Source organism: Curtobacterium sp. VKM Ac-2889, assembly GCF_015350855.1.
Classification (GTDB): Bacteria; Actinomycetota; Actinomycetes; order Actinomycetales; family Microbacteriaceae; genus Curtobacterium; species Curtobacterium poinsettiae.
Genome location: NZ_JADKSC010000002.1, coordinates 81639 through 97451, shown reverse-complemented (window position 1 = coordinate 97451; position 15813 = coordinate 81639). Strand labels below are relative to the sequence as shown.

The window sequence follows — 15813 nt, the reverse complement described above, 5'->3', positions numbered from 1 at the left end:
GGTCGCGACGACCGATCCGGTGGCGGCGACCGCGGTGGGTACCGCGGCAACTCCGCTCCGCGTGACGACCGTGGTGGGTACCGGGGTCGTGACGACCGTGGGGCTTCGGCTCCGCGTGACGACCGTGGTGGCTACCGCGGCAACTCGGCTCCGCGTGACGACCGTGGTGGCTACCGCGGCCGTGACGACCGCGGGGCTCCGGCTCCACGTGACGACCGCGGCGGGTACCGGGGTCGCGACGACCGATCCGGTGGCGGCGACCGCGGTGGGTACCGCGGCAACTCCGCTCCGCGTGACGACCGTGGTGGGTACCGGGGTCGTGACGACCGTGGGGCTTCGGCTCCGCGTGACGACCGTGGTGGCTACCGGGGTCGTGACGACCGTGGGGCTTCGGCTCCGCGTGACGACCGTGGTGGCTACCGGGGTCGTGACGACCGCACCAGCTCGGCACCCCGCGACGACCGTCGGGACGACCGCGGCCGCGACGACCGCCGCACCCCCGACGGCCAGCAGAGCCGCGTCTGGCACAACGGCCGCCGCTACGTCGGCGGCACCACGAGCGTCCGCAACAGCGACCGCACCACGCCGAAGCCGAGCGGGCAGCGCGACGACCGGGGCAACCCGGCCGAGGGCACGCCCGAGCGGCCGATCATCGAGGACTGGGACGCGGCGGACGGAACGGCGCCTGCCGGGGCCGAGCCGGGCCTCCAGGCAGAGGGCGAGCGCCTGCAGAAGGTGATCGCCGCTGCCGGCGTGGCATCCCGCCGGGTCGCGGAGAACCTGATCGTCGAGGGCCGCGTGACGGTCAACGGCGAGGTCGTGGACGCCCTCGGTCGTCGCGTCGACCCCGAGAAGGACGCGATCAGCGTCGACGGTGTGCCGGTGCAGATCGACTCGTCTCGGCGCTACATCGTGCTGAACAAGCCGACCGGCGTCGTCTCGAGCCTGCAGGACGAGCGCGGTCGCCGCGACCTGACCGAGTTCGTGGACCGCTACGAGGAGCGCCTGTTCAACGTCGGCCGTCTCGACGCCGAGACCTCCGGGCTGCTCGTCCTGACGAACGACGGCGACCTGGCGCACGTGCTGGCGCACCCGTCGTTCGGCGTGCAGAAGACGTACATCGCGAAGGTCCACGGCAACGTGAACCCCGCCGTGGTGCAGCGCCTGACCGAGGGTGTCGAGCTCGAGGACGGTCCGATCAAGGCCGACAAGGTGCGGTTGCTCGAGTCCTCGCGGGGTGAGTCGCTCGTCGAGATCACCCTGCACTCCGGCCGCAACCGCATCGTCCGACGCATGCTCGAGGCCGTCGACCACCCGGTCCTCGAACTCGTCCGCCGGTCGTTCGGACCACTGCACCTGGGCAGCCTGCCGCCGGGCAAGATGCGCGAGCTCGGCACGGTCGAGGTCGGCAAGCTGCTCAGCACCGTCCGCGACGCGAAGCCGTCCGCTCGTGACGACCGCGACGTCGCACTCGACCAGGACGACGACGAGTACGAGGACGAGTCGGCGGACTGACCGACCCCGACGCTCGGGCATCGACCGATGCCCGAGCCTCGATCGGTAGGCTTGCCCGGTGACCGACGTGACCCCGACCGACATCGACCGCCGTCTGCGCGGCCCGGTCCGGGTCGTCGGTGCCGGGTTGCTCGGCGCCTCGATCGGTCTGGCCCTGCGTGAGAAGGGTGTGGACGTCGTCCTCGACGACGTCTCGCCCGCCGCGCTGGCGCTCGCCGTGGACTACGGCGCCGGGCGTCGGCCGGCAGCCGGCGACCAGCCGGAGCTCGTCGTCGTCGCGGTGCCGCCGGACGTCGTCGCGACGGTGGTCGAGCGTGAGCTCGCCGCCCACCCCGACGCCGTGGTGACGGACGTCGCCAGCGTGAAGTCCGGGCCGCTCGCCGCTCTGGTGGCGGCCGGGGCCGACGTCTCCCGCTACATCGGGTCGCACCCGATGGCCGGACGCGAGCGCAGCGGTCCGACCGCCGCCCGCGCCGACCTGTTCGTCGGACGCCCGTGGGTGATCGCGGGACACGACGGCATCACGTACCAGCGAGCTGCGGTGGTCGAGGACCTCGCGCTCGACGTCGGCGCCACCGTCGTGCCGATGGACCCCGAGTCGCACGACCTCGCCGTGGCGTACGTCTCGCACGCGCCGCAGCTCGTGTCGACGCTGATGGCCTCGCGCCTGCGCGATGCCCCCGACGGGTCGCTCGGCCTGGCCGGCGGCGGCGTGCGCGACGTCACCCGGATCGCCGCGAGCGACCCCGGGCTCTGGGTGCAGATCATCGGCGCGAACGCCGGGCACATCCGGCCGGTGCTCACCGACCTGCGCGACGACCTGACCCGCGTGATCGACGCGCTCGGCGACCCGGACGGTGCCGGATCGCCGCGCACCATCGCCGAGACCATCGCCGACGGCAACCGCGGGGTCGAACGGCTGCCGGGCAAGCACGGCACCACCAAGCGCTTCGCCCAGGTGGTCGTCCTGGTCGACGACACTCCCGGGCAGATCGCCGCACTCCTGACGTTCATCGGGGAGATCGGCATCAACCTCGAGGACATGCGCCTCGAGCACTCACCGGGCGCACAGATCGGCATCGTCGAGGTGTCGGTGCTGCCCGAGCAGGAACAGCGACTCGTCGAGGAACTCGAGGGGCGCGGATGGAGGATCGCAGCAGCATGGGCCTGAACGACGACACGAACGCAGCGACGAACGACTCCGGTGTGACCGGCGGACCGGACGGGCCCGACTCCGGCCTCCCGACCCCGGGCCAGGGTGGTGCCGGCGGCCCGCTGAGCGGCAGCGGCGACGGCGGCGCACTCGGCGGTCCGGCAGGCGGCCTCGGCGAGCCCGGCGGCGAGCCCGGCTCGACCAGCGCCCCGATGCCGTCCGGCCTGGCCGACGGAGCCTACGTGGCGAAGATCGTCATCGCGGTCGACGGTCCGGCCGGCAGCGGCAAGTCGAGCGTCTCCCGTGCGGCAGCCCGCGCCCTGGGCTACGGCTACCAGGACACCGGCGCTGCCTACCGTGCACTCGCGTGGCACGCCCTGCAGCAGCGGGTCGACCTCGACGACGCCGCGGCGGTCCTGGCGAGCTGGGACACCTTCGACTACGCCATCGGCACCGACCCCGACGACTACTACGTCAAGGTGGGGGAGACCGACGTGACCGAGGCCATCCGCACCCCCGACGTCACCGGCGCGGTCGCCCACATCGCGAAGCTCCCGGACGTCCGGAAGCGCCTGGTCCAGCTGTTCCGCACCGTCATGCGGAAGACCGACGCCCCGGGCATCATCACCGAGGGCCGGGACATCACCACGGTCGTCGCACCCGACGCCGAGGTCCGGATCCTGCTGACGGCCGACGAGTCCGTTAGAATGGCCCGACGCTCGGCAGAGGTCACGACCCAGTCGGCCGCCGAGACCTCCGCAGCACTCGCTCGTCGCGACGCGGCGGACGCGAAGGTCGTCGACTTCATGAACGCCGCCGACGGCGTCACGACGCTCGACTCCACCGACCTCGACTTCGACCAGACCGTGCAGGCGGTCGTCGACCTGGCCCGCGCGGCCACGCACTGACGCAGACCGGACCGCCTCGGCGGGCCGCTCACGCACTGACGCAGACCAGAACGCTCCGGCGGGACGGTCAACCACGGCCGGACCCCCGGCCCGGCCGGCAACGGCCACCGACACCGCGGCCCCGGCCGCTCGCGAGGAACACAAGATGGCTCAGCTGGACAACCCTGACAACGACGACTTCCCGGAGTACGACGACGCCCTCGGCGAGCGTCTCGCCGGACTCGACGAGGCAGAGGCCGAGCAGCGTGCCACCGCGCTCCGCGCCGGCCTCGAAGAGTACGACCTCGAGGACGAGGACCTCGCCCTGCTCGAAGCGGGCCAGATCGGCGAAGACGGCGTCCACTACCTGCCGGCCTACCCGGTGCTCGCGATCGTCGGTCGCCCGAACGTCGGCAAGTCGGCGCTCGTCAACCGCATCCTCGGTCGCCGTGAAGCCGTCGTGCAGGACGTCCCCGGCGTCACCCGCGACCGCGTCAGCTACAAGGCCGACTGGAACGACAAGCGCTTCACGCTCGTCGACACCGGCGGCTGGGAGCCCGGCGCCGAGGGCATCAACGCCTCCGTCGCCGCCCAGGCTGAGGTCGCGATCGACCTCGCCGACGCCGTGCTGTTCGTGGTGGACGTCACGGTCGGCATCACCGCCACCGACGAGCACGTCGTGAAGATGCTCCGCGGCACCGACCGCCCCGTCATCGTCGTCGCGAACAAGGCCGACGACGAGCGCCGTGAACTCGAAGCCTCCGAGCTCTGGAACCTGGGCCTCGGCGAGCCGCACCCCGTGTCCGCCCTACACGGCCGCGGCGTCGCGGACCTGCTCGACCTGATCATCAAGACGCTCCCCGACACCTCGGCCGTCGCCAAGCAGGAGGTCGGTGGCCCCCGCCGCGTGGCCATCCTCGGCCGCCCGAACGTCGGCAAGAGCTCGCTGCTCAACAAGGCCGCCGGTGAAGAGCGGGTCGTCGTGAACGACATCGCCGGCACCACCCGCGACCCGGTGGACGAGCAGATCGAGCTCGGCGGCAAGGTCTGGCGCTTCGTCGACACCGCCGGCATCCGCAAGCGCGTCCACATGCAGCAGGGCGCCGACTTCTACGCGTCGCTCCGCACCACCGCCGCGCTCGAGAAGGCCGAGGTCGCCGTCGTCGTCCTCGACGTCACCGAGCCGGTGTCCGTGCAGGACCTGCGCATCATCGACCTCGTCCTCGAGTCCGGCCGTGCCCTCGTGCTGGCCTACAACAAGTGGGACCTGCTCGACGACGAACGCCGCCGCTACCTGGAGCGCGAGATCGAGCAGGACCTGGCGCACGTCGCCTGGGCCCCGCGCGTGAACATCTCGGCCCGCACCGGCCGTCACCTCGAGAAGCTCGTGCCGGCGCTCGAGACCGCCCTCGAGTCGTGGGACACCCGCATCCCGACCGGCAAGGTCAACGCCTTCATCGCCGAGCTCGTGCAGGAGCACCCCCACCCCGTGCGCGGCGGCAAGCAGCCCCGCATCCTGTTCGGCACCCAGGCGTCGAGCCAGCCGCCGACCTTCGTGCTCTTCACGTCGGCGTTCCTCGACCCGCAGTACCGACGCTTCATCACGCGTCGACTCCGCGAGGTCTGGGGCTTCTCCGGCACGCCGATCAACGTCAACATGCGGGTGCGCGAGCGCCGGAAGCGCTGAGCCTCCCCACCCGTCACGCAGAACGCGCCCCGATCCGTCGGGGCGCGTTCTGCGTTCTGCGTTCGCGTCCGCGGTCGGCCTGGAGGCCCGGGGCCGGTCCGGCGCGCCGGTGCGGCATCATGGGGGCGTGGGTACCGGGCGGTGGGCAGCCGACCGACGTCGGCTCGCCCTGGTGGGTGTCCTCGTCGGGGTGGTCTTCGTGGGTTCGGTGTCCCTGTGGACGAGCTCGCACGCACCGGACGACGGCGAACCGGTCACCCGTGCCGAGGCAGTGGGCCCCGAGCCGGCGCAGTCGCCCGACGTCCGGCTGCAGCCGTCCGACGCCCTCGGGGAGCCGATCGAGCCCGAACCCGTCCGTCCGGTCGACGGCTCACCCATCGACCCGTGGTGGCGGCGCGTCCCGCCGGTCTCCGGTGACATCGTCGGCATCGGGGCGGCTGCCTCCGGGCACGTCCGGATCACCGCGAACACGAGTGACGAGACCCTCGCGGTGGAGATCGACCACCTGGAGACCGGCGGGGACGGCCCGGTCGACGTCGTGCTGTCCGCGGGGACGGTGCGCGGTGGCTCGAAGCCGATGTGGACGCCGGTCGGGGAGTCCTACGACCTGTTCCAGGCCGACGGGGTCGAACAGGGGCTGACCGTCGTGCTCGGCGAGCCGTGGACGCTGCCCGACGAGGTCCGCTCCCTGGTCCTGCTCGACGCCGGGACCGGCACCGTGCTGGGCGGCGCGGCACTCGTCCCGTCGGACTGAGCGGGGCGCAGGCTGAGGCTGCGCGGGGTTGGGGCTGCGCGGGGTTGTGCTGCGCTGCGCCGACGGAGAACGACACCGTCGTGGTCGTCCGACGTCGACAGTGTCGTTCCGCATCGGTGCTCGTGCCGGTGCCGCGTCCGCCGCTACCGCCGGGATGGGGCACGATGTACTGGTGACGCAGCAGAACGACGGACTCGGTGTGCTCGCCGACCGTGTGTGGTGCCGTCTTCGGCTCGACCGGTTGGCCGGAGGCCGGCAGTCCGGGTACGTGATCCGCGAGGACATGCTCGAACACCCGGACACGGTCCGTTCGTTCCGGTGGATCCGGTGGCTGCTCGTCGCGGAGACCGTCGTCGGCCTCACCGCCATCGTGGTCGCGGTGCTGCTGACCCGCGCCGGGGAGTCCCTGTCGTGGGCGGTGTGGTTCCGGTCCACCGTGGTGCTGCTGATCACCTTGACGCTCTACGTGTTCGCCTGGCGGGCGCAGCTCGGGTACTACTGGGCGTACCAGCGGCTGCGGTTGTTCAGCCGGATCTTCCCGATCGTGACGCTGATCGTCGCGGCGATCCCGGGGCTCTACCCGTTCTGGATGGTCATCGAGCAGATCCTGTTCTCGGTGCTGATGGTCGGCATCGGCGACGTGCTGACGAGCGACCACATGCGGGCCACGTTCCCGAAGCCCGCGCGGCGCTGAGGCTGCCGTCGGCCGCCGTGGCGCACCGTCGTGGCACGATGGGCTGGTGCGCGAGAACTCGGCTGGTCAGTGGTTGCTCGTGGTGCCCTCGGTCGTGGCGCTCGGAGCCGGGCTGTGGAACGTCGGAGCACTGGTCAGCATGTTCACCAGCAGCGGTTCCTTCGCGTGGTGGTTGGTCTCGGGGTTCGTGGCGTTGGTCGCCCTCGTGATGACCCTCGTGGCGCTCATCGTCGGCCGTGCGCAGCGGGCGTTCGTCGTCGGACTGGCCGCCGCCGGACTGTTCGTCGCGGGTGGGGCGCTGCTGCTCGACCTCTTCGTCGGCGTGTTCTCGTCGTGGCTCGCCGCAGGACTGGGGTCGAGCGGGTCCTGACCGCTGCGCGCCGGAGCGGTTTCCGGTGGATGCCGGACCAGGTGTGCGACAACCCACGGGTCGATCGACACGTGGACTGTCGCAAAACAGGTGCGGGGGCTACGCCACCGTGGCCAGGGCGAACGGCAGCACGGCGGAGGCCCCGGCGCGCCGGAGCTCCCGGCCGGCGACGGTCATCGTCCACCGGCTGTCGACCAGGTCGTCCACGAGCAGCACCGGGCCCTCGTGCGACTGCAGGGCGGCGGCGAGCGACGGATCGACCACGAAGGTGTCCCACACGCCGGACAACCGGTAGGCGCTGTTCGTCGCACCGTCGCCGCGAGGGGTCCCGCCGGCACGGCCGAGCGTGCCGAGGAACTGCAGCCGCCCGATCGTGGACAGCGCCTGGGCGAGGGACCCCACCAGCTCGGGCCGTGACCGCGAGGACATCGCCACGACGCCGGTCGGCCGGGTCTCCCACGGCCAGTCCTTGAGCGCCCGGACGCAGCCGTCGACGAGCTCGCGCGAGATCGGTGCATCCGGGGTGGACGGCGAGAACAGGGCACGCAGGGGACCACCCCAGCCGAGGTCGGTCAGACGCGCCACCGCACGGCCGGGCTGCACGAGCTCGTCCGCGCCGATCTTGCCCCGCACCGAGACACCGAGCGACGACATCCCCGAGGGCCACTGGGCACGCGGGGCGATCTCGACGCCGACCTTGTCGAGCGCGGCCGCCGCCCCGGACGAGTCGGTGTCGGACACGGCCGTCGGGAACCACGCCCCGGCGCAGTTGTCGCATCGGCCGCAGGGCTCGGCCGAGGGGTCGTCGAGGTCCTGCTGCAGCAGCTGCATGCGGCAGGCCGAGGTGGACTCGTAGTCGAGCATCGACGCGGCCTCGGCAGCACGGGCCGCGGCGACGCGTTCGTACCGGGGTGCGTCGTACTCCCACGGCTGCCCGGTCGACACCCAGCCGCCGGTGACGCGTCGGACGGCGCCGTCGACGTCGAGCACCTTGAGCAGGAGTTCGAGGGTGGAGCGCTTGATGTCGACCAGACCCTCGAGCGCGACGGTCGACATCGCGGTGTCGGTCGACAGCGCGCCCAGCACGGCGGCGGCACGGGCTTCGGTCGGCATCGAGGCACTGGCGAAGTACTGCCAGATCTCGCGGTCCTCGCGCCCGGGCAGGAGCAGGACGTCGGCGTTGTCGGTCGCACGACCCGCGCGACCGATCTGCTGGTAGTAGGCGACGGGCGACGACGGAGCGCCGACGTGCACGACGAACCCCAGGTCGGGCTTGTCGAACCCCATGCCGAGCGCACTCGTGGCGACCAGGGCCTTCAGCTCGTTGCCCTTGAGCTGCTGTTCGAGCTGCTCGCGCTCGTCGGTGTCGGTGCGCCCGGTGTACGCGCGGACGGCGTACCCGTTGTCGCGCAGCAGCCGGGCGATGTCCTCGGCCGCCGAGACCGTGAGCGTGTAGATGATGCCGCTGCCGGGCAGGTCGCCGAGGTGGGCGAGGAGCCACCCCAGCCGCTGCCGGGCGTCGGGCAGGGTCAGCACGCCGAGGCGCAGGGACTTGCGGGCCAGGGACCCACGGATCGTGAACACCGGGTCGGCCGGGCCGGCGGTCAGCTGCTCGGCGACGTCCTCGACCACGCGCTCGTTCGCCGTCGCGGTGGTGGCCAGGACGGGGACGCCGTGGGGGAGCGACCGGATGAGCTCGGCCAGACGCCGGTAGTCCGGCCGGAAGTCGTGGCCCCAGTCCGAGATGCAGTGCGCTTCGTCGACCACGAGCATGCCCATCCGGGCGATCAGGGTCGGCATCTGCTCGTCGCGGAACTTCGGGTTGTTCAGGCGTTCGGGGGAGACCAGGAGCACGTCGACCTCGTCACGGGCGAGGGCAGCCTGGGTCTCACCCCACTCGTGCGCGTTCGCGGAGTTGATCGACACCGCACGGACCCCGGCCCGCGCGGCAGCGGCGACCTGGTCGCGCATCAGGGCGAGCAGCGGCGACACCAGGACCGTCGGGCCGCCCCCGCGTCGGCGCAGCAGCAGCGTCGCCAGGAAGTACACCGCCGACTTGCCCCACCCGGTGCGCTGCACGACCAGGGCGCGCTGCCGGTGCTCCACCAGCGCGGAGATCGCCTCGAGCTGGCCGGGGTGGAACACCGCGTCGGGGCGCCCCGTGAGCGCAGCGAGCGCCTGCTGCGCCTCGGCGGCGATGTCCGCAGAGGGGGAGACAGAAGACGACGCAGTGGACCCGACACCAAGACCAGACATGCCCCCATGCTGTCAGCACCGACCGACGAAACGCGGGTCGCGACTCCCGGCTGTGGACAACCGGACCAACCGGGCCCTACTGGTACGTGATCAGCGACGGCGTCGGCCGCACGTCCCGCATGGTCTGCGCGGGCGTCAGCATGGGCGTGTCCTCGTCGGTGAAGTTCTTCCAGCCCCAGTGCAGCCCCTCGGGCGCGCCCTGGTGCAGCGCCTTCCACGTCGCCTGCTTGTCCGGCTGCGACCCCTGCCCGTCGACGTGCACGAGCATGTCGAGCTCCGGGTGGGTCCGCAGTGCTGAGCGGTCCTTGATCATCGACAGCCGGAACTGGTGCAGCACCAGGGCCTTCGGCGGCAGCCCTTCCTTCCTGACCAGCGCAGCCAGCCACGACGAGACCTTGTTCACCTCGGACGCCGACACGCTGCCGATCTGCTGCAGGGGTACCTGGTCCTTCGTGAGCCGCCACTCCGGGTCGAGCGCAAGCCACACGCCGGGCTTCTTCAGCAACGACTCGTACTTCTTCGCCTGCGACAGGAAGTCCGACCGCCCGGGCTGCAGGTCGATGATGACCGGCATGTCCGCATCGTGGGCGGCCTCGACGTAGGGCTCGAGCGTCGAGACCGGCAGTTCGGTCGAGTAGTCGCCGTCGGCGCCGGCGTCCCCGGCGGCGACGGTCGCGATGACCTCCATCGCGGGCGTCACCAGCTCGTCGGACTCGGCCCGGTACGGCTTCGCGACCTGCTCGGCCCGCTGCACGGTCTGCTTCGGCCCCTGCTCGCCGAGCACTCCCAGCGCCGGCGCCCCGGGGGCCCCGTACAGCGCGACGTACCGGTGCCCGTCGAACGGCCGCTGGCCGCCGTTCCGCAGCTGGAACCCGCCCTCGGCCGCCCGCACCGTCCAATCCGGGTCCGGCAGGGCGTCGAACGCCGCACCGACCAGGACCGTCGGGTGCTTCGCCCGCTCGTGCAGCGCCGTCACCACGTCGGGTGCGGCAGCCGGGTCGGTCACGCCCTTCGGCATGGTCACGACCCGCGCACCGGCGGCCTTCGCGGTCGCCACGGCAGCAGCGTCCGCACGCGCGTCCGCCACCACCACGGTCGCCTGCCGGGAGGCCCGGGTCGACTCCGGCGCGTCACCGCCGTCCGGCGCCTGCCGCTGTTCGACGTCCGTGTCGAGCGACACGTCGCCCTCGGCCTGGTACCAGCCGGCACCGAGCCGGTCGAGCTCGCGGGCGACGGCAGCGTCCTTGTTCTTGGTCGTCAGCAGCACCGGGACGTGGGCGCTCGCCGCGGTCTTCGCTGCGTCGCGGATCCCGTCGGCGTCGTCGGCCGGGGCGACGACCGCGCCCGGAGCGCTGGCGAACAGCGCCTTGCTGACCCGGACCGACCGCGCTGCGGCGTCCGCGGCGTCGGCCACCGTGACGGTGTCGGCGGAGGCCTTCGCCAGGGTCGGGCGGCTCGTGTCCGGTTCGCTCGACGTGCACCCGGCGGCTCCGAGCAGCAGGCCGGAGACGGCGATCGCGACGAGGACACGAGGGGTGGAACGAGAGCGCATCGGGCCACCCTACGAGCCAGGCGGAGAGGTCCCTGAGAATCCGACGGGTGTCGTCTCGTAGAAGGGATGCATGCCCCACCACCCCGACGACCGCCCGCTCATCGGACCGGTCCGGTCGCCCGAGGTGCACTGCATGACGCTCAACGTGCGTCGCCGCGTGCCGCGACGGTCGACCCACCCGGACGCCTGGGAGCGCCGCCGTGACGCCGTCCTCGCGCTCGTCACGTCCGAAGAGCCCACCGTCCTCGCCGTCCAGGAGGCCCTCCCCGCGCAGGCAGACGACCTCACCGCCGGCCTGGGGTCGGGTTGGGAGCCCGTCCTGGCCGGGCGAGGAGCACGCGGCGGTGGCGAACAGGTCGGCCTGTTCCTCGACCGCTCCCGCCTCGACGTCGTCGAGCGCCGCACGTGGGCGCTCTCCCGCACACCGCACCGCCCCGGCTCGCGGTCGTGGGCCACGTCCTTCCCTCGGCACGCCGTCGGAGCCGTGGTCGACGACCGCGCGACCGGCGTCCGGTTCCTGGCGATCGCCACCCACCTCGACGTCGCCTCGTCGTGGGCCCGACTCCGCTCCGCCGAACTGCTCGGCCGGATCGTCCGGCAGCGCGGCCTGCCCGCCGTGGTCATGGCCGACTGGAACAGCCCCGCCGGTTCCGCACCATGGCGAGCCCTGGCGGAGGCGGGGGTCGAGGACAGCTGGGGGCGGGCCTCCAGGCAGGTGGGTGAGCCGTACGGGACGTACCCGCACTACGGAAGTCCGCGCGTTGGTGGTCGGCGGATCGACGGGGTGCTCGTGACCGCTGGGGCGGCCGTGGACCGCGTCGCGGTCGACGTGCGGCGGCCGGGCGGCGTGTGGCCGTCCGACCACGCCGCCGTGCACGCGGTCGTCCGGTGGGCGTCGTGATCCGGGCGCTCGGGTCGACCTTCCTGCGGCCGCGGTTCCTGGCGGCCGACGTGGTGCGCGCCCTGACGCTCGTGAGCGTCGTCGTGGCGAGTGTCGGGTGGGGTGGGACGGCGTTCCCGGTCATGGCGCTGGCGCTGCTCGGGGTCGTGGTGCCGCGCATGCTCGGGCTGCGACCCGTCTTCGACCTGGCCGTGTGTGTGCTCGTGCTCGTCGCCGGCTGGTCGAGCGTGCTCGAGTGGTACACCACCGTCTTCCTGTGGGACAAGTTCATGCACGTCGTGCTGACCGGGCTGCTCGCGGCCGTGCTGTACGTCATCGGTGCCGACCTGCGTGCTGTGCCGGCCCCGCACGGGGAACGCCGGGTGGTCGTCGCGGTGCTCGCGCTGTGTGCGGGACTCGCGGTCGGCGCGGTCTGGGAGATGGGGGAGTGGCTCGGGCACAACTTCGTCGACGCGAAGATCTTCGTCGGGTACGACGACACGATCGGGGACCTGGCGGCAGACGGGGCCGGGGGTTTGCTCGTGGGGCTCGGGTTGCCGTGGTTGGCGGCGCGGCGTGAGGTGGTGCGGCCGGGCTGAGCGTGTCGTTCGGGTCGCGTTGCTGCGACTCGCCGTGGCACGGAGGGGGTCTGACGTCCGCTATGCTGGACCGGTCGCTCGCGCTCCGGTCGGACGTGGGCGAGGATCCTCCGGGGTCCTGAGTTCTCCGGAACTCGCGGGCTGTGGCGCAGCTTGGTAGCGCACTTGACTGGGGGTCAAGGGGTCGCAGGTTCAAATCCTGTCAGCCCGACCGAAAAGCCCCGATTGGACCACGGTTCCGTCGGGGCTTTCATGTTCCAGAGGAGCGAAATCCTTCCAACACTGCTCCGACGTCGGCTCTGCTCGCTAGATTGACCATGTGCAGAGCGAGTGGGTTCCGATGGGTACGGCGGCTGCGGATCGAGAGAGCCTCCATGAGGGGGTTCCGCCTTGGATGGCCACTCGCTTCTGGATCTGGATCGACGCTGCAGTCAAGCACTTCGCGCGGGACTCTACGAACCGTCTGCACTTCGTAGCTGAGTACGACGAGTTACGTCGCCTTGTGAAGCCTCTTGCTCCCGAAATGCGAGGCTCGTTCCTCAGCACCGCACTCCAAATGCGGAAGGACAGCGACCTCACGCTCAGCGTCGCCGACTTTCTTGTCGCGAAGCTGAGCTTCACAAGTCACGAAGTGTGGAATGAGGACCTCGAGGAGCTTCTGGCGAATGCTGGTTCGGCGTGGCGTGTAGGACGTCGACTTGGGGCTGCGGGTCTTGAACGACGTGTCCCGATAGCTGTTCAGGTCGCATCGGACGCGGTTATGTCTTCCACGGGCGGTGCAGGCGAACTGCTGTCTGACGCCTGGCACGCGGCGTTCGGGATGAACCCTGATCCGGACAAGGCTTACTCCAAGGCGATCAAGGCGGTCGAGGAGGCTGCGAAGCCCCGTGTCTCGCCCAAGGACTCAGTCGCAACGCTCGGCAAGATGGTGTCGGCGATGCGGGACCAGAAGGACTGGGCGCTTCCACTGCAAGACGACGAGGCAAACCCCTCCAGCGACACCATCGTGAAGATGATGCGTTCCTTGCACTCGGGCCAGCAGCAGCGACACGGCGGCAACGGTGATCGGGCGGCGACGCAAGAAGAAGCCGAAGCGGCACTGTTCCTTGCAGTGCCGCTAGTCCAGTTCTTCCACGGTGGAATGGTCGCTCGACGGAGCTGACGGAGCTGACGGAGCTGACGGAGCGGGCGTCGTCCTGTCCGCTTCGTGTTCCGCGCGGCCGGTCATCACGCCAGCCCGCCGTCCCACGTGGTGCTCGTGAACGTGTTCCAGATTATTGTCGCGTTAGCCCATGGTGCCCCCCTCCCTTGGCGACTCCGCTCGACCTACTCCGCTCCGAAAAGCGGAGCGGAGTAGGCGGGGTCGACGCCACTGCCACCCTCTCAGCGCTGCACGCCGTGGTGTTCGCCCCAACTCTGCTTGTACCGGCGCGGAGTCGTGGCTCACGCCCTTACGGGGAGGTAGGGCCGGGTTCTGCTCGCGTCCGCTTTAGGTTCCGAGCGTCCGAGCGGAGCCTGAGGGGGCACGGGCGCATTTCCACTCCGAGGTCGACCCTGCGATCAGGACGAGCTGCGTCGCGCATGAGCCAGGTCGGACCTCAGCCAAACGTAGTTCGCGCACCGTGCTGGCCTCGACGGACCTACGTCGCCGGTATGGAACGTGGGGAGCGGAACTCTGGCCTCGACAACATCTACCGACCGGCAGAGGCGTTCTACGTCGCACTGTACGAAATGCTGCCATAGCGTCACGCAACAGCGTGATGTCTAGAGCTCCAACGGAGGAGTTTGCTCTACCTGTGGAGGCGCATCCACGGCCTTAACCTCGGTCGGCTTGTTGATCCAGTAGTTGTTGCCGTCCTTCTCGAGTTTCCCCCGTACTGAGAGCCAACGCTCGTCGCCGTGTGCGTCGTAAGCCACCTTGTACTCCGTCGCGTTCAGGCGAACTCGCACCTTGCGTCCATCCATGTCAATTCGCACTACGTGAGCAGCGGTTGTCGAAGAGTGGCTTAGGAGGGTGACCTCTCCAGCAAACGTGACCTGTTTCGGCGCTTGGCTCCCCTCCGCGAATCGTGTCGCAGCACGGGCGAGAATGGGACTGTCGGTTGGACTGAAATCAAACTCGACCTTGCGACCCAAATTGTTGGGGTCGCGCTGAGACACTTTCACAGCGGAATCAGCCCCGTGGGTTATCTCAACGAGCGCCTTGAGTAACTCATATGAGACACCGTTGTCCACAAGCTCGAGAAAATCTTCTGGGCTTGATTTATGCCGTGAAGACCGAAGAGTTGAATGTATGGAAGACATTGCCTCGGTCATTGTGTTCAGAATCGTTCGCCCCGAGACAGTCTCCGCTTTGCGGGGGGCGGAGGAAGCGACGTCCTCGGATGCTTTCGTTAAATGGAATCGAGCGTTGGATGGTGTGTAGGCATTGATGATGAAGCTCCCCACCTCCGTTTGCCCCATCAAGCTGCTCTCTAAAAACCGGCGCCCGATATGCGCACTTGCATTACCGTGGTATGGTCGTCTTTCCCTGGTAGACTTCGCAGATGCGACTAGTGCAGCCCTCGCGGCGAGGAATAGTCCCTCGCCCTCCTCCCAACTGATCAAACCCGCCTCAAGCCGGGTCTCTTTCAGCCACTGAGTGCTATCGAGCAATTGGTTGATCTGAGTTCGCAGCGCGCCTAGAACCTCTGTTGCGGCGCTACCGTACTTCGACGTCAGCGCGCGTTGCGCAGCGGACAATAACCGGTCGTAATCGGCGTTCTCAGGATTGATAGGAAGTAACACTTCATCTCCGGTGGCACTGCCCCAAACCTCGTACCTGCCGGGGCTTCCGTCCAGAGGTGCCCAAGAGAAGTGGCGTAGAAGTGCAGTGACCGTCGCAAAGTCGGCGGGCTCGGCGGGTAGGTCGTTCACGGTTTTCCTCCCTGTCCGATACGAGCCATGATGTTGCACAGTGTTACGTCATCGAAAATATTGTGGACACTGGCGCTCACAGTAGGGCGAGCCGCTGACGAAGCTGGCCCGCCGGCCAGGTTCACCCAGTACGCGCAGTGCCGAACAAGTAGGTTCGCGTGCGAAGCCGTGATCCAGTCTGCCGGATCTGCGGGCATCGACATCAGCACGACGATCCGATCCATGTTCGGGGTGGCGTCTAAATGCTCCGCGTAGCGATCCGAACGCATGGTCGCAGAGACTCGACGCGTTCCTGCCAGGACCGGGGAGGAGGTCGCCTTGAGCTGAAGCTCGAGGTAGACGGCTCCTGAGTGCTTATGGGCGGTGGAACGGTGACTGAGTACGACGTCTACGCCGTCGTCGACGTTGGGCTCTCCGACGATGGCGCACCCGGCAGCAGCTGCTATCGCTCGTACGTACGCAACTTGAAACTGCTCCATCCAGTCCGTATGGCGACTCGGCGAGCCCCGGAGCGCCAGCGCGGGTGTCGGGGCTCCGATAGGAGCAGATG

General features: G+C 70.0%; 14 protein-coding genes and 1 tRNA gene. 11 read left to right on the top strand and 4 right to left on the bottom strand.

The window, feature by feature from the left end; genetic code table 11:
- Positions 1-726 precede the first annotated feature (726 nt).
- The 7 genes from ITJ50_RS06320 to ITJ50_RS06290 all read left to right on the top strand — a co-directional run bounded on the left by ITJ50_RS06320 (position 727) and on the right by ITJ50_RS06290 (position 7060).
- Positions 727-1515: a pseudouridine synthase gene (locus ITJ50_RS06320; protein WP_228501111.1), complete on the top strand. Its 789-nt coding sequence runs from the start codon at positions 727-729 to the stop codon at positions 1513-1515.
- A 58-nt stretch (positions 1516-1573) separates the two neighbouring features.
- Positions 1574-2686: a prephenate dehydrogenase gene (locus ITJ50_RS06315; RefSeq protein ID WP_042538427.1), complete on the top strand. Its 1113-nt coding sequence runs from the start codon at positions 1574-1576 to the stop codon at positions 2684-2686.
- Between the two features lie 194 nt (positions 2687-2880).
- Positions 2881-3576: a (d)CMP kinase gene (cmk, locus tag ITJ50_RS06310; protein ID WP_042538571.1), complete on the top strand. Its 696-nt coding sequence runs from the start codon at positions 2881-2883 to the stop codon at positions 3574-3576.
- Between the two features lie 145 nt (positions 3577-3721).
- On the top strand, positions 3722-5242 hold the full coding sequence (gene der, locus ITJ50_RS06305) for a ribosome biogenesis GTPase Der (RefSeq protein WP_017885894.1): 1521 nt from the start codon (positions 3722-3724) through the stop codon (positions 5240-5242).
- A gap of 127 nt (positions 5243-5369) precedes the next feature.
- Positions 5370-5996: a hypothetical protein gene (locus ITJ50_RS06300; protein WP_194590160.1), complete on the top strand. Its 627-nt coding sequence runs from the start codon at positions 5370-5372 to the stop codon at positions 5994-5996.
- 172 nt (positions 5997-6168) lie between these two features.
- The gene (locus tag ITJ50_RS06295; RefSeq protein WP_017885892.1) at positions 6169-6690 is read left to right on the top strand and encodes a hypothetical protein; all 522 of its coding nucleotides are present in this window, start codon (positions 6169-6171) and stop codon (positions 6688-6690) included.
- Between the two features lie 46 nt (positions 6691-6736).
- Positions 6737-7060, top strand: a complete 324-nt coding sequence (locus tag ITJ50_RS06290; protein ID WP_017885891.1) for a hypothetical protein — start codon at positions 6737-6739, stop codon at positions 7058-7060.
- A 99-nt stretch (positions 7061-7159) separates the two neighbouring features.
- Here the strand turns inward: ITJ50_RS06290 and ITJ50_RS06285 are convergent, their stop codons facing one another.
- Together ITJ50_RS06285 and ITJ50_RS06280 are read right to left on the bottom strand one after the other, a co-directional pair.
- Entirely contained in the window at positions 7160-9316 is a 2157-nt protein-coding gene (locus tag ITJ50_RS06285) for a RecQ family ATP-dependent DNA helicase (RefSeq protein WP_220035331.1), read from the bottom strand.
- Between the two features lie 76 nt (positions 9317-9392).
- Positions 9393-10868, bottom strand: a complete 1476-nt coding sequence (locus ITJ50_RS06280; protein ID WP_194590159.1) for a hypothetical protein — start codon at positions 10866-10868, stop codon at positions 9393-9395.
- A 70-nt stretch (positions 10869-10938) separates the two neighbouring features.
- On the opposite strand from ITJ50_RS06280, the gene ITJ50_RS06275 reads away from it, so the two are divergent.
- From ITJ50_RS06275 to ITJ50_RS06260, 4 genes are all read left to right on the top strand, one after another.
- Complete coding sequence (locus ITJ50_RS06275) at positions 10939-11769, top strand: endonuclease/exonuclease/phosphatase family protein (protein ID WP_194590158.1); 831 nt, start codon at positions 10939-10941, stop codon at positions 11767-11769.
- On the top strand, positions 11766-12347 hold the full coding sequence (locus ITJ50_RS06270) for a hypothetical protein (RefSeq protein ID WP_140449293.1): 582 nt from the start codon (positions 11766-11768) through the stop codon (positions 12345-12347). The genes ITJ50_RS06275 and ITJ50_RS06270 overlap by 4 nt, the downstream gene beginning before the upstream one ends.
- A 137-nt stretch (positions 12348-12484) precedes the next feature.
- Positions 12485-12558 (top strand) — tRNA-Pro (locus ITJ50_RS06265).
- Positions 12559-12666: 108 nt separating this feature from the next.
- Complete coding sequence (locus ITJ50_RS06260) at positions 12667-13509, top strand: hypothetical protein (protein WP_194590157.1); 843 nt, start codon at positions 12667-12669, stop codon at positions 13507-13509.
- A 602-nt stretch (positions 13510-14111) separates the two neighbouring features.
- On the opposite strand, the gene ITJ50_RS06255 is transcribed toward ITJ50_RS06260, so the two are convergent.
- Together ITJ50_RS06255 and ITJ50_RS17990 are read right to left on the bottom strand one after the other, a co-directional pair.
- Entirely contained in the window at positions 14112-15263 is a 1152-nt protein-coding gene (locus ITJ50_RS06255) for a hypothetical protein (protein ID WP_194590156.1), read from the bottom strand.
- Complete coding sequence (locus tag ITJ50_RS17990; RefSeq protein WP_194590155.1) at positions 15260-15742, bottom strand: DUF4365 domain-containing protein; 483 nt, start codon at positions 15740-15742, stop codon at positions 15260-15262. The genes ITJ50_RS06255 and ITJ50_RS17990 overlap by 4 nt, the downstream gene beginning before the upstream one ends.
- Positions 15743-15813 lie beyond the last annotated feature (71 nt).